The 22110-nt window shown below is 37.9% G+C and carries 16 protein-coding genes; 9 read left to right on the plus strand and 7 right to left on the minus strand.

Annotation, left to right across the window (positions count from 1 at the left end):
* The first annotated feature begins 2 nt into the window (after window positions 1-2).
* Together DXB58_RS21025 and DXB58_RS21030 are read left to right on the plus strand one after the other, a co-directional pair.
* Window positions 3-1766, plus strand: a complete 1764-nt coding sequence (locus DXB58_RS21025; RefSeq protein WP_122138155.1) for a DUF262 domain-containing protein — start codon at window positions 3-5, stop codon at window positions 1764-1766.
* A complete protein-coding gene (locus DXB58_RS21030) occupies window positions 1750-3543 on the plus strand; it encodes a DUF262 domain-containing protein (RefSeq protein WP_122138156.1) in 1794 nt (597 codons plus the stop codon). Before DXB58_RS21025 ends, DXB58_RS21030 begins: the two co-directional genes overlap by 17 nt.
* On the opposite strand, the gene DXB58_RS21035 is transcribed toward DXB58_RS21030, so the two are convergent.
* From DXB58_RS21035 to DXB58_RS21050, 4 genes are all read right to left on the minus strand, one after another.
* Window positions 3521-4213 (minus strand): RloB family protein, encoded by a 693-nt coding sequence (locus DXB58_RS21035; protein WP_233527340.1) that lies wholly within the window; start codon window positions 4211-4213, stop codon window positions 3521-3523. The genes DXB58_RS21030 and DXB58_RS21035 overlap by 23 nt on opposite strands.
* Before the next feature lie 39 nt (window positions 4214-4252).
* Window positions 4253-5482 (minus strand): ATP/GTP-binding protein, encoded by a 1230-nt coding sequence (locus tag DXB58_RS21040; RefSeq protein WP_122138158.1) that lies wholly within the window; start codon window positions 5480-5482, stop codon window positions 4253-4255.
* Between the two features lie 169 nt (window positions 5483-5651).
* Window positions 5652-6593, minus strand: a complete 942-nt coding sequence (locus tag DXB58_RS21045; protein WP_122138159.1) for a hypothetical protein — start codon at window positions 6591-6593, stop codon at window positions 5652-5654.
* 165 nt (window positions 6594-6758) lie between these two features.
* Window positions 6759-8297, minus strand: a complete 1539-nt coding sequence (locus DXB58_RS21050; RefSeq protein ID WP_122138160.1) for a PAS domain-containing protein — start codon at window positions 8295-8297, stop codon at window positions 6759-6761.
* A gap of 215 nt (window positions 8298-8512) precedes the next feature.
* On the opposite strand from DXB58_RS21050, the gene DXB58_RS21055 reads away from it, so the two are divergent.
* The 5 genes from DXB58_RS21055 to DXB58_RS21075 all read left to right on the plus strand — a co-directional run bounded on the left by DXB58_RS21055 (window position 8513) and on the right by DXB58_RS21075 (window position 14385).
* Window positions 8513-9121 carry a TetR/AcrR family transcriptional regulator gene (locus DXB58_RS21055; protein WP_233527341.1) on the plus strand — a complete coding sequence of 203 codons (609 nt, stop codon included), beginning with the start codon at window positions 8513-8515 and terminating at the stop codon, window positions 9119-9121.
* Entirely contained in the window at window positions 9118-9750 is a 633-nt protein-coding gene (locus DXB58_RS21060; RefSeq protein ID WP_122138162.1) for a hypothetical protein, read from the plus strand. Before DXB58_RS21055 ends, DXB58_RS21060 begins: the two co-directional genes overlap by 4 nt.
* Window positions 9747-10550: a 4Fe-4S binding protein gene (locus DXB58_RS21065; protein ID WP_122138163.1), complete on the plus strand. Its 804-nt coding sequence runs from the start codon at window positions 9747-9749 to the stop codon at window positions 10548-10550. Before DXB58_RS21060 ends, DXB58_RS21065 begins: the two co-directional genes overlap by 4 nt.
* 81 nt (window positions 10551-10631) lie before the next feature.
* On the plus strand, window positions 10632-11621 hold the full coding sequence (locus DXB58_RS21070) for a site-specific DNA-methyltransferase (protein WP_122138164.1): 990 nt from the start codon (window positions 10632-10634) through the stop codon (window positions 11619-11621).
* Entirely contained in the window at window positions 11602-14385 is a 2784-nt protein-coding gene (locus DXB58_RS21075) for an N-6 DNA methylase (protein WP_122138165.1), read from the plus strand. Before DXB58_RS21070 ends, DXB58_RS21075 begins: the two co-directional genes overlap by 20 nt.
* 40 nt (window positions 14386-14425) lie before the next feature.
* Here the strand turns inward: DXB58_RS21075 and DXB58_RS21080 are convergent, their stop codons facing one another.
* From DXB58_RS21080 to DXB58_RS21090, 3 genes are all read right to left on the minus strand, one after another.
* Window positions 14426-16189 carry a helix-turn-helix domain-containing protein gene (locus DXB58_RS21080; RefSeq protein ID WP_122138166.1) on the minus strand — a complete coding sequence of 588 codons (1764 nt, stop codon included), beginning with the start codon at window positions 16187-16189 and terminating at the stop codon, window positions 14426-14428.
* 384 nt (window positions 16190-16573) lie between these two features.
* The gene (locus DXB58_RS21085) at window positions 16574-17188 is read right to left on the minus strand and encodes a DNA polymerase ligase N-terminal domain-containing protein (protein WP_122138181.1); all 615 of its coding nucleotides are present in this window, start codon (window positions 17186-17188) and stop codon (window positions 16574-16576) included.
* Window positions 17189-17449: 261 nt separating this feature from the next.
* A complete protein-coding gene (locus DXB58_RS21090; protein ID WP_122138167.1) occupies window positions 17450-18241 on the minus strand; it encodes a head GIN domain-containing protein in 792 nt (263 codons plus the stop codon).
* Window positions 18242-18416: 175 nt separating this feature from the next.
* On the opposite strand from DXB58_RS21090, the gene DXB58_RS21095 reads away from it, so the two are divergent.
* On the plus strand, window positions 18417-20885 hold the full coding sequence (locus tag DXB58_RS21095; RefSeq protein ID WP_199487997.1) for a glycoside hydrolase N-terminal domain-containing protein: 2469 nt from the start codon (window positions 18417-18419) through the stop codon (window positions 20883-20885).
* 13 nt (window positions 20886-20898) lie between these two features.
* Window positions 20899-22101: a glycoside hydrolase family 105 protein gene (locus DXB58_RS21100; protein WP_122138182.1), complete on the plus strand. Its 1203-nt coding sequence runs from the start codon at window positions 20899-20901 to the stop codon at window positions 22099-22101.
* Window positions 22102-22110: the final 9 nt, after the last annotated feature.

Consider the following 22110-nt stretch of genomic DNA (forward strand, 5'->3'; position numbering starts at 1 on the left):
ATATGGCTAATTATTGTAACATAGACCAATACTTATATAATTATCTGAAAGGTTGTTGGGTAGATAAAAAATTCCATGGAGTATTTCCTTCAAGAACCTGGCAGTATAACAGATATATCCAAATCTCAACTCCAGTAAATGACTCTTCTATTCATTATGAATATCGTATAGATAATGAATGGAATGGATTAGTTGAACTTCATATAGAAGGACGCTATACTCAAACCGACTATATGCGTTTTTTACGTTATTTACAGAAGCAGACAGAGACCAATCCAGATTTATCATGGCATCAATGGGGAAAATGTAAAGGACGATGCAGTATTGAAATTACAATCAATAATTGGGAGGACATAAAGAATGCATTCCAGAAGCTGATAATGTTTTTCGATCCGTTGCTGACAGATTGTATTGATAAATTCAATCTTCACAGAAAGAATGAGATTTCCAGCCCATATACACGGGAATTAGAGTTTAAAGAACTTACCAATTCTCAAGAAAAGGTCGTTTTGGAAACCAAAAATTTGCAAGATTTATTTTCTTCCAATTTGGTTATTCCCGATTATCAGCGAACCTATTGCTGGGAAGATAAAAATGTTACAGACCTTTGGGATAATTTACTTGAAATGCCTCACAACAGTGACTATCATTTAGGATCTATCATCTTACAAAGAAGAACTGTGGATGATTGCACTCTTTACAACATAATTGATGGACAACAACGCCTTGTCACTTTAACGCTTATTATGCGCGAGTTAGGATATACGGGGCAGATGCCTTTGCTTAAACAAAAATTCATATCAAAAGACGCACGTCTCCATGTGGCCAATAACAAAGCACTGATTAGAACTCTCAATCAGAGGAATACAGACATAGCCATGTTGGAACGTCTGTCTCATCACCTGATTTTCTCTGTACTTATTCTTAATGACAGCAATCTTGATCTGGCATATACATTCTTCTCAAATCAGAATTCAAAGGGTGTATCGCTTTCAGACTATGATTTGCTAAAAGCGCACCATCTACGCTATCTAAACATTGAGGATCAGGCAGAGCATCTTGCTATGCGGTGGAATGATCTCTCATTAGAATGTGACAACAATGGAGATTATTATCTTACCCATACTTTGGGAGTACATCTCTTCAGATTAAGAAAATGGATGCGAAAGCATAATGTGGAGGAATTTCAGCCACGCAAGGTAAAAGAAGAGTTTTCGGCTGCCCGTATTATGTCCAGTATTCCTGCTTTTGGAGAAAAATTCTATTTCTATGAGAAAATCCAAGGTGGTTCGCATTTCTTTGCATACACTTCTATTTTTGTAGATAAATACAAGGAGTTTATCCGTACCAGGCAAATACAGCTACTAAGGAATCATCTTCAATGGGAATCTCATTGGAAATATGCCGATATTATAGAAAGCCTCATGTTCGGTTATTTTATAAAATTCGGGCATCAATATTTATCTGAAGCATTGTTCTGTATTGCCGGAATCATGGCGCAGCATAGATATAGTGCCACGCGTGCGATCTTTTATAAGATTCGTGAATTCGCAAAAGAATCAGAAATTATAATGATGATAGATCAGGCATCTTCGCCTACATTTTTTCTTGCCGAGGCCATTCCTTATATCAGGATTAGTGGATTGGAGCAAGAAGGTGACATCAAAGAGCGATTCTATAGATGTTTAAGACGTGTCTTCTGTGAGCTGAATGATTTTTCGGATAAAACAATAATCGAAAAGAGAAACAATGAATATGGAGAATAAATATACGCCGGAACTTATTGCTACAAGTCAGTTTAAGTTTTCTATTCCGCTTTACCAACGTTTATTTGCATGGAAAAAGAAAGAGGTTACCAAACTTCTTTTTGATCTTAAAGAGCATTTTGCAAAGATGCCTGCCGATGAGCCATATTATCTCGGTATGCTTACTTGTATTGATATGAAAAATCATTATGACTTAATTGACGGTCAGCAACGATTTACTGTCATGACTCTTTTTGCCATCATTTTTAAGGAATATGATGATAAATGGTCCGGTTTCTTAATGGATGGTAATCGCCTTAATTTCATAGCGAGAAGCGATGATAAGGCATATATAAAGAGCAAGATCAAAGGTTATCCGACTAAAACGTATGTCAATAAGAATATGGAAGAGGGACTCGCCGCTATAACTGGTTTCTTAGAATCCAATTTTAATACTCAGGAGGAACGGATTGAGTTTGTGCAACAGGTTTTCACACGATTGACATTTTTCTTTTCTTACTTGCCATCAAGCTATCTTGCAGATACCACTTCGCTGAATAAATATTTTGAAGCGATGAATGCACAAGGAAAAGGACTAGAACAGCATGAGATTCTCAAAGTGCAACTGATGCGGGGAGAAAAGGAACAGGATTACTTGACGCATATTTGGAATCTGACCTCCATGATGGATCATCCTATCATTGCGAAGGAAGAAAACCAAGACGAGGCTTGTTGCCGTCAATTTTATGAAGAAGCTATAAGTCTTTGTCGTCAGAAACGATTTCATGAAGCTTTAGAAAAGTGCAGATATACGTCTCTCGATGACGAGGAGGAGTATTCTATAGATGTGATCCAACCTGAAAAAATAGAGTTTAAACAGAATAGCTATGAAGATGGCGAAAACAGTATTATATCATTTCCGGAGTTTCTTCTTTTGGTGCTTGATGTATGTACTGGCGGCGAGCAACCAGCCAGTCATTATCAACCGGATAAACTGATAGAGAAGTTTGATGCTCTGAAAACGCATTTCACTGCAGGGGAATTTTACGAAAAAATGCTTTATTACCGGCTACTGCTTGATTATTATACGATTAGAAGAGATATCAAGGATGGGCAGGGTAATTACAGTTTAATCCTGAAAGGTCCAAAGGATGATAATGATAAATTAAAGCAATACCAATCGATGCTTTACGTTTCAACGGAGGCTTTCTACAATTGGCTCAAACCTTATTTGAGAAAATTAGAGCAAGATGAACTCCAGTCCTGTGCAGAGATGCTCGCATTCCTTAAAAAAGAAGATAATGAACGTCACGGCGTATTACCTGCCAGAAAAGATCTTTCATATAAAGCATCCGGTAACATTAGGTACTGGTTTTGGCGTTTAGACTATTACCTTTGGGAACAGCGCAGCACTTTCTTCAATGAAGAAGAACAGAAGATTGTAGAGCACTATGTATTTCGAAGAAATCGTTCTATTGAACATCTGCATCCTCAAGACGAATCACACAATGAAGAATGGGAGGAAGAAGCTGTACATTCATTTGGCAATCTTGCCATGATTTCTCAAAGTTTCAATTCACAACAAAGTAATGACCATATACAAATAAAGTTTGCTCGAATCCATGAGCAAATCAGCAACAAATCACTGCAAAGCATTAAGATGTTTTTAATGTGTAAACTCGCTGACTTCAACTATCAAAATTGGACAATGAAATTAGCTAAAGAACACGAGGATAAGATGATTGAATTTCTAAAACAATCTTATGTTTGCGATATTATTCTATCAGGTCCTTCATAATTTTCTTATTAAATTCCTTATCCTCACCACGAAGCAAACGTACTAATTTATATACCATTGTACAGGGATTATGCGTTGCATAGCGAGTATCATCAAAACTTGCAGCTTGACTCTGTGCATAATGAATAGCGCGCGCTTCATCACCATATGTGACCATTATTGTGCGTGACATCGAATCATTCTTCCGATAAACATACTTTATTTTTTGCGTATATATCGGCGATTCATTCACACGCTTGCTAATAGCTTTCTTATACTCCTCGCGACTCATAGCTGTAACGCGATTTGCAAAATAAAAGATATACCATAACTCAAATGCCTCATTACTCCAAGCACACCCAATGCCATGCTGTCCTGCTTTAGTGATTGCCGTATTAAATGACGAAGCTGGAAAATCATCCTTATCAAAAACTGCCCAGACTGTATCATAAGGTGTACCGGAAGCCATGGCTTTATCTTGAAGTTCAATAGCTTTATCCACAACTTGCATAGTGTTTATTTTTCCACCCTCACATTCAATACTATAAACCACACTCCCATATTGCATTTGGTCGAATGACTTAAAGTAATTAGGTTCTGTTTTCTCCCCTTCACATACAATCAATATGCGACAACGAACTTTTACATCATCATGAATAGCCTCCTTGTAACTATATCGTTCAAGGTTCATTGATGAAAGTTTCTTCTTCTTTCCCATAGTTACAAAAGATTATTCAATAGTACTTAAATAAGGAACGGCACCATAACGTCCTTTTATATAATTACGTTCAAGATTACCATCTCCTCTCGGCTTCGTTCCGTCAGGTAACACTATATGCATCAAACTGTACAGATCTGTAGATTCAGCCTTATCTTTCTCTGTAAACCATATTTGATCACGACGTAACAAATGCGAAGAAAGTAGATTGGTATCATGTGTAGTAAACAAGAGTTGTGCATGATGCTGATTTGTCTTTTCACTACTGAACAGTTTGATTATATGTTGAGAAATCAATGGGTGCATTTTAGCATCCAATTCATCCATCACCAACAACCGACCATGACGTAAAGCTTCAAACAACGGTCCTGCCAGTTCGAAAAGTTTCTGTGTACCTTGTGATTCACAATAATCAAAACGAAAACGTTGTTTACCTGTTATTTCTCCATCTTTATTATATATATTATGCACAGTAAAAACATCTATCGCTTTTCTACCTTTTTCTATCTCATGCTCATCGGTTTCTATATCGATGAAACCTAGCTGCAAATCTTTGAAAAATTGTAAAGCATCAACTGATTCTGCTTCTTTATTCAGAAATTGTCTTTCCGTCAAGCCCTCATAACCTTGGCTATTCAATCCAGATATAACATTGTATCCGGAATTAAAAAAATCCAAAACATTTTTGCTGATAGTTCCACCAAGCTGTGCTACCAATGACAGGAACAAACGATTGTCATTTGTTCGTTCTTCCAAACCTATACCTTCTGCAAAAAGCATTTCATCAACGCCAATACCTTCTTCATCACGTACGAAATAAGGCAATTCTTTCTTATTCTTTTTACTGATAAACAACCACTCGCGCTCTATTTGTCGCAATGTATAATCAAAGCCATACCTTACACGAGTCTCATCCGCATCTAAATATACGATTTCAAAATGGGTCGGTTGATTTCCGGAATCTTCCGCCAAAAGGAATGGATCATAAAACAGAAAGTCATGGTCATTCAGCTTTACTGAATTTAAAACCATTCTTTTCATGGTAGCTAATGCCATCACTAAATTACTCTTTCCACTGGAGTTTGCCCCATATACAGCAGCAGCCGTCAAGTATCTATAATGCCCTTCTGCTACCACACATTCTTTGGGATTATCTTGTATACTGCTGGGTACCATTGAAAATGTTCTTGCTTGATGAAAAGAACGGTAATTTCCTACTGTAAATTGCAACAATGTTACCATAAATATTCTATTTTTTCTATATTAATGTCGCAAAGTAACAAAAGAAAGCGATAAAACAAGAATTTATTTGAGATTTAATCTCTAATTTAACAATTATACAAGATTCAAAGATATGTGCATAATATGTCAATATCTGGAATTATCTGCATTCGTAGTTGTAAATATCTGTCTAACTGCGAGCAGCAATCACCTGAGATATTTTCTCAATAACCTTTTTGTATTCATTATCTGATTTATCGGCAGGTAATTCAAAGATAAAACTATCAGTTGCTCGCAAACTAAAGGCATTACCTTCTATTACCTCCAATTTCCATTGTTGCTCAATATATGTTTGAGTTGGGTAATAAAGAACAAAAAATGAAATACGACTATTGGATTTAGAAGCCAAATAATCTCTTAATAAGGCCAAGCGTTTATACTTGCGCCCGTCAGGACGTGGATAATAGTTTGTGAAACATTGCTCCGAGACAGGACTGGATAATGTGTGTTTCTTGAATTCAAGAATGCAAACCGCTTTATTATCTTCATTCAAAAGTAGAAGGTCTGCATCACCCGGATATAAACTATCTGTCTTAGACAAACTGCATTCTAACCTTGAGGTACCATAGATAAGTCCTTTGGAACCTATTGAAACAGGACCTCCGGAATGAAACTTTATCAGCTCTTTAAATTCTGACAAGCTATATTTTTGAGGAGAAAAGCTATAATACCCTTCCTTGAAGGATAAAGAGACAATTATCAGTTCACTTCTGTTATTAGCCCAATCCAATTCATCATGGAATACAATAAATTGAACTTGCATATCATATTCTGTTGCGAACCGTCCTAGTCTGCATAGATAATCTTTGCCAAATTCTTTTTCCATTTCAGAATCCAACTTACCAATAAATTCATCATAAGTATAGGTAGGCAATAGTATTCTTTTAATCCAGACATAAGGGGAAATCCGATTGATCGCCCAATCAATGAAGAAATCGAAAGTCAACCCAAACGTATTAGACCCTGATAATAAATCATTGGACAGCCAATCCTCTGGTGAGCCACTTATTACATTTGTTTTAGCTAAACAAGCCCTATTGTCGCAACGTGCTAAGAATGTTTTCTGTAACATAAGCGTAGTTATCTTTATATTCAAAGTTTCAGAACTCTTACAAAGATACGATATAGATATGAAAGAACAGGTAGAATACAGAAATAATTCCATACAAATTCCCGCAATTCCTGTCAGAAAGAAGTAATTGCGGGAATTCTATATAAAATGCAGAAAGGTCACTCGCTATCGGGAGAGTTCCTCTATTTGGGATTTCAATGACTCAATCAGGACTTCCAACGGTATGCCGGTTCTCTCGCTCATCATTTTGATGGTGGCTTTAGGCAGTATAACTCGTGCCAAAGGCGACTTGAGCAACTTGAACTTAGGACTGATTTCTTCCATTCTGTCTTTCAGAAGAGGATATGCCGCCAACAAGTCTTTTAAAAGAGTGGCTGAAGTGATTTCTATTTTCGCAGATTCCTCTCCAGGCTTTTCGGCTGAGGATGGCTCCGTCTGGGCAGGGGTGTTAGTGTCATCCCAAGTAAGTAGTGTACGGGAACCTTCCAGACTTCTGATATGCGTACAGTCTTGCATCATTTCAAGTATGCCCCGGAATTTTCCGTTTTCATCTCTTACAGCCACGTAATAGATATACACGAAGAACCCAGGCTTGTTAATCCAGAATTCCGCGTGGTCTTGTTCACCACTTCTGAACTTTGCTATGATGTCCTCCACCACATGTACACTACTGCGGGGATGGCAGTTCTTGACATTACGCCCGATCACATTCTTACTGCGGGGAAAAACACGGTGTTTCGTATCGGAATAGAAACATACCAGTTCATTTTCGTCAACATAAGAAAGGTCAACGGGTAGATGGCGGTATATAAGATTGATTTGTTCCAGTGACAGCCGCCCCGTAGCCACATCCAGCAGTTCATCTCCTCCTCCCCTGCCATAACCATACTTGTTCAGCAGTCCGGCCAGTTCCGCTGCAAATCCCGGCATTTCTCCTTTTTCTTTTTCTGCGGGTGTTGATGACGGTTTCTGTTGCAGATCTTCTCCAATCCAGGCAAATCCGATTTCACGGTCGCCGGATTTCATTTCTTCAAACTCTTCCGGGGAAATCATGACGAGCGAAGTAGGATACAATACGGTTTCTTCTTTCTCCATCAGATCTCTTATATCGTAGACGATTGTCTGCTGGCATGCCATAAACTCATCATCACTGTCATTCTCCAATAAGATGCGCGCATCTCTTATCTCGTCACGAACAAAATCATCGAGCAGCCACATAGTGGTCGTAGGACGATCGAAGCCTTTCTTCTCAAGAACAGGGTACAACTGATTCTGCTTACGGGACAGATGTAGTCGATAGGGAGTCAGTTTATCATAAAGTTCCAGCCACTGATTCTTGATAAGCGGATATTGTGCCAATTCTTCAATTGAGGACAGGATTTTGCGCAACTCGTCATTTTCACGATAATAACACATGATGGGATGGTCGGGCGGCAAATCTGGACGCGACGTATCCATAATGCCATCAAAAAGTTCCAGCATACGCTGAATGTCTTCCTTACGGCACTCATCATCCTGTACTTCCTTCAGTTCCTGCTCCGCCAAAGCTATCTCATACGGTTTTAAAGTCACGACTTTCTCTTTAAGCATCTTTCGGGCTTCCTCAAGAGAAATTGTCCCATGGTTATAGGCATCCTTTATTTCGAGTACAAGCCTCAATTTCGCAAGGTCTGCCTCCGGTAAAAACGTCTTCATATTTTCCATACTCTCTCTTGTATTTATGTATTTTTATATAAAACAGATTCCCACACTCTTATTCCTGCCAAGCCCATGCTTTTTCATATCTTTTAATAACAATAGCTAGTATTAGCCATATATCATGTGATATAGTAAGGCTGTTACTAAAAAAATAAGACTAATTATTTGGTTGTCACCGATTGGTGACTTACTTTTGTCACCAACTAGTGACTAATAGTAAAATGATGGAATTAAAAAGAAGTGAAACACAGTTGATAGAGGCAGTAAGCACAATCATTACTGAAGAGGGATTCTCTAAAATGGGAATCAATAAAATCGCGAGAACAGCAGGGTGTGATAAAGTATTAATATATAGATACTTCGGAGGCTTAGACGGATTAATTGCCGTTTGGGCAAAGAAGCATGATTTCTATATCCAGGCTTATGATACTTTTATCAATAGAATAGAAACCGTTAATGAGACCAACTTAAAACAAATCACCAAGGAAATTCTACTGGCACAACTCCATTTTATAAGAGAGAATAAGATGCATCAAGAGCTTCTTTTATGGGAGTTGTCCGGTGGGTTAAAATTTAAAGCTATTCGAGATTTGCGTGAAGAGAATGGTCATAAGCTGCAAAAAATACTGGAGCAGAAAGTTGATACGAAAGATTTGAATATAAGCATGTATATTACTCTTTTGATAGCTTCTATAAATTATATAGTATTAAGTACCTTAGAATATCCCCTATTTAATGGCATTGATTTTTCGAGTGATACTTCATGGACAATATACGAAAATACGCTTTGTGATTATATTGATATGTTATTTGAAAAATTTAATCGATGAAAAAATTAATAATCATATTCACGCTAACGCTACTGTCATTTTATCAAGTTCATTCCCAGACAATAGAGTATAAATATTCTTGTGGTGACAGTAAAGCAACGATTATTTGGAATAAGAGTAGAGAGAATAATCTCATATATCTAAAAACAACTCAAGGAAATGAAATTAACAAATATGTGATGACCCCGGATTATCATACTATTTCATGGGAATATTCCAATCAAGATAAAAATACAAATATCAGAGTTGTATTGAAAAATGGGACTTATAAGATTGATGGTATATTAAAATCTAAATCATACTCCAAAACATATAGTTCCAATGGAGTTCCCTGGTTTCAGAATATAGGTTTCAACATAGGGCACTCTATTAAAGAGAAATCTACTTTCAAATTTGAGTGTATACGCCCTGACAATTTAAAACTATATGAGATGCAGGCAGATGGAAAAGAAGTGGTTGTTCATAATGGAATTCGTGAACAACGAATTAATGTTCATTTGACAGGTTTGTTAGCGAAATTCTTCGGATGTGATTATTATATAGATTTGTCGTCCGGTCAATTTATTCAGTATAAAGGTGTACAAGGTGCTCCGGGCACTCCCGAAACAATAATAACAATAAAAAAATGAAAACACTGATTATAGTTTCATCAACCTATCTTGGCAATACAATGAAAGTAGCTAAAGCAATGGCACAAGAACTTAAAGCTACGGTCAAATGCCCGAAGGAAGTGACCGAATCTGATATTTCGTCTTATGATTTAATTGGATTGGGGTCAGGTATCAATTTCGCTTCGCATAATAAAGAGATCATTTCCCTCGTAGAAGAACTGGATATAGCAAGAAAAAAGATATTCATCTTTTCAACCAGATGCAGGCCCATATTAGGCAGTTACCATAAAAAGCTAAAATCATTGATAGCTCAAAAAGATGGGATTTTATTGGGTGAGTTTTCATGTGTTGGCTTTGACCGCACCGGTCCGTGGGTCGGAATGAATGGATATAATAAGAACAGGCCGAATAGCAACGATTTGTTTAAATCGACCCTATTCGCATTACAAATGAGAAAAAAGGCTCACCCACTATCAGCTTTTAAAAAAACATATACTCCGCTATTGACTTATGAAGGTTTACCTCTTCTCTCTGACGGGACTAATGAGGTGGTTGGAAATGTAGTTTTATTAAACACAAGCAGATGTATAGCGTGTGGAAAGTGTATGAAAAGCTGTCCGATGAATGTGTTTACCTTAAAAGATAATGCAAAAACACCTCTTCCTGTTGATGAAATGAATTGTATTATGTGTGGTAAATGCGAAAAGGAATGTCCTGCTGATGCTGTATTTATTAATGAAACATTCAGCAATGGACTAAGGATTCTATTCAGAGAATCATCATGTGATAAACTTCAAAAAGCTTATTGGTACAAATAACAGATTATTTCATATAATAAATTTGGGAGATAATCCTATTATTTCTACTTTTGACAGAAAATGACAATTTAAATATTTAATATGCAAACCATGGGTTCTACATCCAAAGATATAAAAGAGGAAGATAAACGATTGTTAGAAGGAGTCATACAAAAAAAGAAAAAACAGCAGAAAGACATCAAACCTTTTGTAAACAAAGTCATTCAGGGCGACTGTCTGAACATATTGCCATCCATTCCTGATAAATCCATAGATATGATACTTTGTGATTTACCGTATGGTACTACACAAAATAAATGGGATTCCGTGATTGATTTGCAGGCTCTTTGGGCTGAATACGAACGTATTATTAAAGACAATGGGGCGATCGTTTTAACCGCACAAGGTATTTTTACAGCCAAATTGATTTTAAGCAAGGAGAAATTATTCAAATACAAGATTACCTGGATCAAATCAAAACCGACCAACTTTTTAAATGCCAAAAAACAACCGCTTCGTAAGCACGAAGATGTTTGTGTTTTCTATAAAAAACAGCCGGTATACAATCCGCAAATGACTAAAGGGGAAGCGTATGATAAGGGGGTCAGAAAAGATCAATTTACAGGTAGTTATGGAGAGTTCAAGCCACAGCATGTAAAAAGTGATGGCGAACGTTATCCCAATGATGTGGTATTCTTTGAGGAGAATCATGACGACTTTGTATATGTGAAAACGGCTGAATCGGAAGGAGAAGTTTATCATCCGACACAAAAGCCTGTTGAATTGGGTAGATATTTAATCAGAACATTCTCTAACCCGGGGGATATCATTCTGGATAATGCTTGCGGAAGCGGCAGTTTCCTGCTATCGGCCATTCTGGAAAACAGAAGATTTATCGGAATAGAAAAGAATGAAGATGTATTATTGCACAGAATACAGCCTACCGACTATATCAAGATTTGTATGGATAGGATTTCAGAAACACTAAAAAGAGAAGAAGTGACTCCATCGACTCGCAAACTTTTCAAAAAACCAATCACAAAATATCACACCTTAAACTATTTAGAAACGGATGCCACAAATCAACTATAATGAAAGAAGTTGGGCCATTGATGTCATTAGCGAAATCAATCTTTACTTGGCTAACAAAAGTTGGCATGTAAAAAGTGCCGGAGGAGAGAATACAATCAGAAATGAAAAATCGAGTTTATTTCCGGATGTGCTTATCTTCAAAGACTCTGCTAAAAAGATCATTTTGCAGGGGTGGGAACTCAAAATGCCTGATACTCCTATAACCGACACAGAATTAATAAATAACGCCAAGATAAAATCTGAGATTCTGCACAATAATAGTTTCATTCTCTGGAATGTGACAAGCGCAGTTTTGTATGTTAAGAATGGGAATACATATTCTATCTTGAAATCATGGGATAGTATCGACCTTCATTCGCGTTCAGAGGTAAAAGAAAACGAGAATCTTTGGAAAGATCTTCTACATACCATCCTGAAAGATTTAAATGATTATTTCGAACATGGAGAAATAACAGAAAGTGGATCTTCCGAGATATTGGCAATCGATAAAATAATCGATATCGTTCTCGAAAATATAGACTCGACAGCAGAAAACATAAAAGAGAATATAAAAAGTAGTGCAGTACTCGATGCGCAAATAGATAATTGGTGGCTCTCTTCTGCAGCAGAATATGGATTTAGCTCGCAAGCTAAAAAAGACGTTAAGCATAAACTACCCACTCTATCAAAGGTTATATTGACCGACTGGTTTTTCAAGATTATTTTTGGCAATATTATCAAACGGCATTTCAATGAGGCAAAGATTATTGAAACGATTACTTTCGATACAACTGTCAGTGAAGCCCTGCAAATAATTGCCAACATCTCGGAACACTGTAATTTTTGGAATATTTTTGGGAATAATATCGCAAATGAATTAGTATCTAATAATGCATGGAAGCAGCTAGTTCAATTAAATGTATTTCTTTCAAACCTTAATATTGAAGGGGTTGATATTCAAATCTTGCAAAACTTACTGCAATCGTCCATCGCCTATGCCAAAAGAAAAGTGGCCGGACAATTTGCGACTCCTCCTCAACTAGCCGATTTATTAACAAGGCTAACAATAGATAAGAAAGGTGGAATTACCTTCGACCCTTGTTGTGGAACGGGAACTATTATTAAGCAGGCTTATTCTCTTAAAGAAGAATATGAAATTGGTCAAGAGCAAATTATTGAGAGTATCTGGGCTTCGGACAAACATTCGTTTCCCATCCAGCTATCAACACTGACTTTATCCAATCCCGGCAATATTGGAAAAATTCTGCATATCTTCAGGTCGGATGTAATTGAGTTGCACGCAGGACAAACTATTGTATTTAAAGATCCCAATAATGGAAATCAAGTAGAAAAGCAACTGCCTAAGGTAGATTATGTCATATCTAATCTTCCTTTTATAAGAGAGAAAGAGATCAAAAAGCTCAATCCGAATATAAAGGAAATCAATAAATTAATCAAGGAACAGACTAAAGCGAAAAAGACACTAAGTAAAAAGAGTGATATATTTGCATATATTCCTTTCTACTTGTACGACATTATCTCAGACAATGGAAAAATTGGACTAATACTTTCTAATGCATGGCTTGGAACAGACTATGGAGAAATATTCTTAGAGTTAATTCAAAAATATTTCAATATTGACTGTGTTGTTATTTCCGGAAAAGGACGATGGTTCAATAATGCAAAGGTTGTCACCACATTATTAATAGCAACCAAGAGGGAGATTTCTGATCCGGTAAATTTAAACAGGAGAATTTCTTTCTGTACATTAAAAGAGAAACTTGAAAACATAGCAGATATTAAGAAATTAAGTAGTGAAATCATTCTTAATAAAGAGTCTGATTGGGTCAATATTCAATCCTATTCAATAAATGAAATCAAACAATTGGAAAATATCGGAATCCCATGGTCCGGATATTTTGCTAATTTGAATTGGTTGCCTACGATAGCCGAGAAGCTTATTGACTCTAAAAAGTTTTTCGATTTTATACGTGGAGAAAGAAGAGGTTGTAATCGTATGTTTTATCCTGCAAAAGGACACGGAATAGAAGATGAATATATTGAGCCTGTTCTAAAAAACTTAAAGAAAGCACCTTCATTCATTGCAACTAGTCAGACGCAGGCTTTCTGTTGTTCAAAAAGTATCGAAGAACTCGAAACTTTAAATCATACCGGGACTCTGAATTGGATAAGATCTTTTGAAAACCAAATGGATAAAACAAATAAGAAGCTATTACCTATAGCTTTACGTAAACCAAATATGTTTTGGTATGAAATGAGCACAAAAAACATGGCAGATTTTGTCGTTAATATTAATTTCGACAAAAGTTTATTTATAGCCATGCTTGATAAACGTTCTTTCTTCGATCAACGGATGATTGGCTTTTCAATAAAGGAACAGTACAAAGATGAAAACAAAATTTTCCTACTTGCATTACTGAATAATATTTTGAGTATGTTTTTCATTGAGAGTTTCGGATTTGGCAGGGGACTGGGAGCACTTGACCTTAGAGAAACTAAGTTCAAGAAGGCTTTCAAAGTTCTCAATCCGGAGTTACTGTCTGATGCGCAAAAGAAAGAAATCATAGAAGCATTTCAACCTATTTTCAATAGAGACAGATTACCTCTTGAAAAGGAATTAGAACAAAAGGATAGAATCGACTTTGAACTGACATTATTAAGAATCTATGGATTGGAAAAGTATTATGATACAATAAAGCAGACTTTATTGTATCTGTATAAAATAAGATTTGCAGTCAAAGAGAAAAAGCGTAAAAAGGTATAGAAAAAGGGGGTGCTTGTACACCCTCTTTTTCTATACTCTTTTATCCTACAATACTCTTTATATAATCAGACGGACATACATGATAGAAGTCTTTGAATTTCTTTCCAAAGTATTTAGCATCACAATAGCCCAGTATACCTGCAATATCCGAAATGCTGTACTGCTGGGAGGCCAGCAATTTAAGTGCTTTGTCCATTTTGAATGAATTGATATAGTTTTCGGGAGGGTTGCCGGTAATCTCTCTTATCTTATTATAAAAAGCAGTACGGCTCATGCCTATATCAATGCTTAATTTATCTATTGTATATTTATCAGTAGAGAGATTTTTCTCCAGGATTTTATTGACTTTATCCATAAATTTCCGATCGGCATTTTCTGTTTCTATTTCAGCTTTTGTGGGGATCATCGGAGAAATGGCATCTGACAGAAACAGTCTGATCCGTTCGCGTAAGACCATGCGGTTTTCGACAAGCATACGTATGTCTGCCCTAAGTTTACAAATGCTTTCCGTACGTAATCCCAGACGGTCTGCCCCACTCCCCAAATGTGACAAATAGCTTTCGTTATCAAAGGCTCTTAATAGAAGAATGATTGGTATGTATCCTATCGTTTTATCTTCCTTAATTTGAGTGCTAAGTGTATCTCCGCTTATTCCATTCACATTGTCGTCAATAATGATAGCATCAGGATTTTGACTGATAGCCGTATCCATCAGCAGCTCCGGATTATCAAGAACAGAGATCTGAAAATAGCGTGATAAGGTTTTCTTTAAATAATCACTAAATAACTTATCTGCCATTACTAATAGGATATGGGAAGTTTCTCTCGTTTTAGTATTTTGTTTATTGCTCTTAGGATTCTCGCAGGAGTCATTTGTTGGCATCTTCGTTTTTGTAGAAGAATGTCTCAACACCGGGCATGACTGATTCAGGCAATGGCAGTCTGTCGGAATGACGATTTGGAAAGTAGCTGCTTTACCATGTCTGCATCCGGTTATTTTTCCACCATGCAGACGGATGATTTTTCTTACCGTCCATAAATCACTATATCCATACACAGGAAATATAATAGGAATAAAGGGGAACATTTTCTCTGTTCTTTGCCCGGCTATTTCATTATTGCTAATCTGCAACTGCCAGGAATTCATTGTGTGGGTTACGTTGATCGATATGCAACAGCCTGACTCGGAAATCAAAATCATCTTGTTGATAAGGTGCTGAAGTGCTGCAGTCATTATGTTTTCGTTTATCCTGCAACTGACACAATCCGAACATTCACCAACAGTCAGCTGTATCTGGCGGGAATTGGCATAAGCCCGGCATTGATTGACAATGGAAGTAACATAAGTGGAAAGTTCCAAATTTACCGTTGACGTTTTAGGAGGAATTCTCTTAGTTACTTTATTGAGAGTTGCAATATTCTGGTTACAATATATGATACATTCGGCATATCCCAGTGCTTCTTCCACTTGTTGGGAAAGAGGTTCAGGGAGGTTGCCAGTTTTGAGTTCTTCCAATTGATTCCGCAGCAATATTAACGGTGTATGTGCTGTATGGAGCATGTTCATGGCAATCTTAAATTTTTCATGCGATAATAACTGCACATTGTATTCTATTATAAGATACGCAAATAGAATCACAAACAGTCCAATACCGAAACTTTCCACAGGGACCGCATATCCAAGCAACGACAAATCGGGTAAAATGATGCCAATAGTTTGTTTGCTGTTTACTAAATTGGCTCCAGGATCTGCAGAGAATAAAGCTCGGAAGCTTACTAATAAATTCAGGTAACAATCATTCATACTAATATCGGATTTGATTAATATTTTACACCTTTAGTAAAACACGCCTGATAATCTTTTAACGTGCTTAAAATCCGATGCAAGTATAAACTTTTCAACGTATACACAGGAGGTGGTTTCCAACAAAAACAATGGGTGTTTTCTATCAAAAATGGTAACAATATCTTTTGTTACCGAAATATTAAGAGGCTATACTGTCAAGTCTCCATTTTACCCAATCGGTCCGCTTTAGTTGATTATTTTTATCATAATAACACAGCCATAATATCATGAAAGTTAATTGAATCATCAAAACAATAGAGTATATTGAATTATAAAGCTACGTATATAATTAGAAAATTATATATGTAAGTGAGTATCATTTCATCATAAGGAACATATATATCATAGGAATGCCTCATCATACAATGGAATGTTCTTCGCATCGTAGACATGCGTGACTGCAAATACATCGTCTTTCTTTATCAGTAACCAGTCTCTGTCTTGGTCATCCATATTGGTATGGATAAGGGTAAACAGGCCTTTGAGCTTATGACCATGTAATTTGAATTCAAGTATCCCGTTTTTAATGGCAGCGGAAATGTTACGATTATTACCGACATAAGCATAGGTTCCACTATCCCATATTTCCACTGTACCTGCTCCATAGTTGCCTTCCGGTATAACTCCCTCAAAATGTGCGTAACTCAAAGGGTGATCTTCTACCTGTATAGCCAGTCTTTTATCTTTCGGGTTCATGGAAGGGCCTTTAGGAACTACCCAGCTTTTCAACACTCCATCCACTTCCAGACGGAAATCGAAATGAAAATGACTGGCTTCATGCTTTTGGACAACAAAAACAGGTATCCGGCTTGGAGTTTCCACGGTATCCGCCATCGGTTCGGGAGTCTCACTGAATTGTCTTTTTGCCTGATACTCTTTGAGGTTACTAAAAGAAGGATCTACCTGCTTTTCTACCATCTTTATACTTTTTCCTTCATCGGGAGAAATCTTTGCCATAATCTGTATTTTTTCAGGTGAATAAAAAAATGAATGATTCATTGTCACAACAATCAGCATATCTGTTTGTTGCCGGAATTCATCTATTTTAATGGCTTTAAAACCGTATTTAAGTTTGCTAACTTATTTTTCTACTCGTTTTCACCCTTCTCCCAGGAATGTATCCCCCAATTATCATGTATTATGTTTGTTTATAGCAAAAAAGCGGGTAAATATGTGCTATGTTACATATTTACCCGCTTTCTGCAAAGATCTAATTTCTTACTTGCCGGAAATTGAGTCTTTCTTGCCTTGCTTATTTACAATAGAAGGATTTCCTTTATATTCAATATCTCCGCTGCCATTGGCTTTTGCGTCCAACTGTTTGGAAGCGTAACAAGATATATCACCGGAACCTGAAACGGTAGCAACTACATTAGTAGCAATCAACTTGTCGGCACTGATATCGCCGGAACCATTCACAGTCAGCATAGCCATTTGAGTAGAACCTTTCATTTCCACATCGCCGGAACCGCTAACTATCGTTTTTACAGTAGTGGCCTTCACATTCTTCACGTTAATATCTCCACTACCTTTTACAAAAGCAGAAAGATTGGTATATTGCAGATTTTCGGCTTCAATATCTCCGGAACCTGTTATATTCAGATTTAAATCAGCTCCTTTGAGGGTACCTTTCAGATATACATCGGCCGATCCTTTAATATCTACATCATCCAATGAAGGAGAAGAGGCAATCACTTTCAACCGGCGTTCTCCGCTAAGAATCTTAACGCCTTTCTTTATATTTACCTGCAGCACTCCATTTACTGTAGATACTTCCAACAGGTCAACCAGATTATCTGAGCCATATATAGAAACTGTTGTTTTAGAATCACTACTCTGACGATACTCAACGTCGGGACTACCCAGAACTCTGATTGAACTGAAATTACTCACGTTATTCAGTTCTTTCGTGATATATTTCTTACTAGGAGTAACAGTCTGTGCCTGTATTCCTGTAAAGCACAAGAACATCAGCACCACTAGCATAGATGTAACATTAAAACTTTTCATAATTTCTTCTTATTAAATATTCTACTGACAAATATAGGAAGTATATTTCAAAGTATGACAACTGAAAGAATAATAAATAACTTTTAATCATTCCTACTTCTTAATACCTGCATAGTGGGTACAAAATTCCCTATTAAACGTCCTTTTATAAAAGTATAAAAGCAGTTAGATGGAAATGAATAAAAAGAGATTAATCGGGTATTTGTTTGTACTGATGTCTGTGGGCTGCATTCATGCGCAGGAAACAAATGTGTCTGCACAAGAATATAAACTATGGTATGACTGCCCGGCACAGGTATGGACAGAAGCACTACCTTTGGGAAATGGACGCCTGGGAGCCATGGTTTATGGGACACCAGGGACAGAACAAATACAACTAAACGAAGAAACTATCTGGGCAGGACGCCCCAATAACAATGCTAATCCGGACGCGCTGGAGTATATTCCCAAAGTGCGTGAACTTGTTTTTGCCGGAAAATACCTGGAAGCACAGACTCTCGCTACAGAAAAGGTGATGGCAAAGACGAATTCCGGAATGCCATATCAAAGTTTCGGTGATTTGCGAATTGCCTTTCCCGGTCATACCCGTTATTCCAACTATTATCGGGAGTTAAGTCTGGATTCAGCCCGCGTGATGGTGCGTTATGAAGTAGACGGAGTGCAATATCAACGCGAAACGATTACTTCATTTACCGATCAGGTAGTAATGGTGCGACTGACTGCCAATCGTCCCGGACAAATTACATTTAACGCTCAACTGACTTCGCCTCACCAGGACGTAATGATCGCTTCTGAAGAAGGAAACTGCGTAACTCTTTCAGGAGTATCCTCCTTGCATGAGGGATTGAAAGGGAAAGTGGAATTTCAAGGCAGATTGACTGCTAAAAATAAAGGTGGAGAAATAGCTTGTGCCGATGGGATACTTTCTGTAGAGAAAGCCGACGAAGCAATCGTCTATGTATCTATTGCAACTAATTTCAATAATTATCAAGACATCACCGGTAATCAGATAGAACGGGCAAAGAACTATTTGGAGAAAGCAATGGTTCATCCATTCATCGAATCGAAGAAGAATCACATTGATTTCTATCGGCAATACCTGACACGCGTTTCTCTCGATTTAGGAAAAGACCAATATTCAAATGTGCCAACCGATAAGCGTGTGGAAAATTTCAAGAATACCAATGATGCCCATCTAGTTGCCACTTATTTCCAATTCGGACGTTATCTGCTGATCTGTTCTTCCCAACCGGGAGGACAGCCCGCCAACCTGCAAGGAATCTGGAATGATAAATTATTCCCTTCCTGGGACAGCAAATATACTTGCAATATCAATTTGGAAATGAACTACTGGCCTTCGGAAGTAACGAATCTAAGTGAGTTGAATGAACCGTTATTCCGCTTGATAAAAGAGGTTAGCGATACAGGAAAAGAGACGGCTAAGGTTATGTATGGAGCCAACGGATGGGTATTACATCATAACACGGATATATGGCGCATCACAGGGGCAGTTGATAAAGCTCCTTCAGGTATGTGGCCCAGTGGTGGTGCATGGCTTTGCCGACATCTCTGGGAACGTTATCTATACACCGGAGATATTGAATTCCTGCGTTCTGTTTACCCGATACTGAAAGAGTCCGGACGTTTCTTTGATGAAATCATGGTGAAAGAGCCGGTACACAACTGGTTGGTAGTCTGCCCCAGTAATTCACCGGAGAATGTACATTCGGGGAGTAATGGAAAAGCCACAACAGCTTCCGGATGCACCATGGACAACCAATTGGTCTTCGATCTTTGGACAGCAATTATATCTGCTTCTCAAATACTGGACACAGATCAGGAATTTGCCACTCATCTGTCCCAACGTCTCAAAGAAATGGCTCCTATGCAAGTAGGACATTGGGGACAACTACAGGAATGGATGTTCGACTGGGATGACCCGAAGGATGTACACCGCCACATTTCTCATTTATACGGACTATTCCCCAGCAATCAGATTTCTCCTTATCGTACTCCTGAATTATTCGATGCAGCACGTACTTCGCTGATTCATCGCGGAGACCCGTCGACCGGATGGAGCATGGGATGGAAAGTTTGCCTCTGGGCACGCCTTCTTGATGGTGACCATGCTTACAAACTGATTACAGATCAGTTGACTCTTGTGCGCAATGAGAAGAAAAAAGGAGGCACCTACCCTAACCTGTTCGATGCGCATCCGCCATTCCAGATTGATGGAAACTTCGGTTGTGCCGCAGGTATTGCAGAAATGTTGATGCAAAGTTACGATGGTTTTATTTATTTGCTTCCTGCACTTCCTACCGTCTGGCAGGAAGGTTCTATCAAAGGAATTATTGCACGTGGAGGTTTTGAGCTTGATTTGAGCTGGAAAAACGGGAAAGTAAGCCGTCTGGTTGTGAAATCTCATAAGGGAGGTAACTGTCGCTTACGTTCACTCAACCCATTAACAGGCAAGGGTCTGAAGCGTGCCAAAGGTGAAAATCCGAATCCTCTTTATGCTGTTCCCACTATTCCCGAACCATTGATTAATGAAAAGGCAAACCTGAATAAGGTGGAAATTGCAGAAACTTACCTCTATGATCTGCCTACCAAAGCAGGGCAAGAATATATATTGATTGGAAAATAATAACTCGACCGATATGAACAAAAACTTATTAAAACTGATGGTATCTTGTGGAACGGTTTGTTTCCTGGCATGCACAACACCTCAAAAAGTAGAAACGGAAAAATGGAGTGAACGCATGGCACGCTCCGAAATGAAACGTTTCCCTGAACCCTGGATGATTGAAAAAGCTAAGAAACCACGTTGGGGATATACCCACGGACTGGTAGTGAAATCCATGTTGGAAGAATGGAAACATACCGGAGATAGCACATATTATGATTATGCCAAGATCTATGCGGATAGCTTGATCGATGCCGACGGGTGTATCAAAACCATGAAATATCTTTCATTCAATATTGATAACGTCAACGGCGGAAAGATTCTTTTCGATCTTTATGCACAGACCGGAGACGAACGTTACAAAATTGCCATGGATACTTTGCGCAAACAAATGACAGAGCAGCCCCGCACCAGTGAAGGAGGGTTCTGGCATAAATTGAGATACCCTCATCAAATGTGGCTGGACGGAATCTTTATGGCTTCTCCTTATCTAGTTCAATATGGGGCCACTTTCAATGAACCGGCTTTATTTGACGAAGCGAAGAAGCAGATTCTTTTAATAAATAGTAAGACTTATGATCCTGCAACAGGATTGTATTATCACGGATGGGATGAAAGCCGGGAACAGAAATGGGCAAACCCCGAAACGGGTTGCTCTCCTAATTTCTGGAGTCGCAGTATCGGATGGTACGGAGCGGCTATCGTAGATGTACTGGACTTCCTGCCACAGGAAACTGCCGGACGCGATAGTATTATACAGATTTTGCAAGGATTGGCAAAAACGATTGTTAAATATCAGGATCCTCAATCCGGAACCTGGTATCAGGTAACCGATCAGGGAGCACGGGAAGGTAATTATCTGGAGTCATCTGCTACTGCCTTGTTTGTCTACACTCTCGCCAAAGCTATCAATAAAGGATATCTTGGCAACGAATATATCGAACCGACAAAGAAAGCCTTTGATGGAATGGTAAAGACATTCACCCGTCTTGAAGAAGATGGTAGCTATACAATCACTAACTGCTGTGCAGTGGCAGGATTGGGCGGAGACTCGAAAAGATACCGTGACGGCTCATTTGAATATTATATCAGTGAACCGATCATAGAGAATGATCCGAAATCGGTCGGTTCATTTATTCTGGCTGCTATTGAATACGAGAAACTCACCACAAAGTAATAAACTAAA

Source organism: Bacteroides sp. OM05-10AA, assembly GCF_003439055.1.
Taxonomy (GTDB): Bacteria; Bacteroidota; Bacteroidia; order Bacteroidales; family Bacteroidaceae; genus Bacteroides; species Bacteroides intestinigallinarum.

Bases quoted from the DNA above. Each gene is read 5' to 3' on its own strand.
- DXB58_RS21095 (WP_199487997.1), top strand. From the start codon at position 18,417: ATGAATAAAAAGAGATTAATCGGGTATTTGTTTGTACTGATGTCTGTG.
- DXB58_RS21040 (WP_122138158.1), bottom strand. From the start codon at position 5,482: ATGGTAACATTGTTGCAATTTACAGTAGGAAATTACCGTTCTTTTCAT.
- DXB58_RS21055 (WP_233527341.1), top strand. From the start codon at position 8,513: ATGATGGAATTAAAAAGAAGTGAAACACAGTTGATAGAGGCAGTAAGC.
- DXB58_RS21050 (WP_122138160.1), bottom strand. From the start codon at position 8,297: ATGGAAAATATGAAGACGTTTTTACCGGAGGCAGACCTTGCGAAATTG.
- DXB58_RS21070 (WP_122138164.1), top strand. From the start codon at position 10,632: ATGCAAACCATGGGTTCTACATCCAAAGATATAAAAGAGGAAGATAAA.
- DXB58_RS21065 (WP_122138163.1), top strand. From the start codon at position 9,747: ATGAAAACACTGATTATAGTTTCATCAACCTATCTTGGCAATACAATG.
- DXB58_RS21090 (WP_122138167.1), bottom strand. From the start codon at position 18,241: ATGAAAAGTTTTAATGTTACATCTATGCTAGTGGTGCTGATGTTCTTG.
- DXB58_RS21100 (WP_122138182.1), top strand. From the start codon at position 20,899: ATGAACAAAAACTTATTAAAACTGATGGTATCTTGTGGAACGGTTTGT.
- DXB58_RS21080 (WP_122138166.1), bottom strand. From the start codon at position 16,189: ATGAATGATTGTTACCTGAATTTATTAGTAAGCTTCCGAGCTTTATTC.
- DXB58_RS21045 (WP_122138159.1), bottom strand. From the start codon at position 6,593: ATGTTACAGAAAACATTCTTAGCACGTTGCGACAATAGGGCTTGTTTA.
- DXB58_RS21075 (WP_122138165.1), top strand. From the start codon at position 11,602: ATGCCACAAATCAACTATAATGAAAGAAGTTGGGCCATTGATGTCATT.
- DXB58_RS21035 (WP_233527340.1), bottom strand. From the start codon at position 4,213: ATGAACCTTGAACGATATAGTTACAAGGAGGCTATTCATGATGATGTA.
- DXB58_RS21060 (WP_122138162.1), top strand. From the start codon at position 9,118: ATGAAAAAATTAATAATCATATTCACGCTAACGCTACTGTCATTTTAT.
- DXB58_RS21085 (WP_122138181.1), bottom strand. From the start codon at position 17,188: ATGGCAAAGATTTCTCCCGATGAAGGAAAAAGTATAAAGATGGTAGAA.
- DXB58_RS21025 (WP_122138155.1), top strand. From the start codon at position 3: ATGGCTAATTATTGTAACATAGACCAATACTTATATAATTATCTGAAA.
- DXB58_RS21030 (WP_122138156.1), top strand. From the start codon at position 1,750: ATGAATATGGAGAATAAATATACGCCGGAACTTATTGCTACAAGTCAG.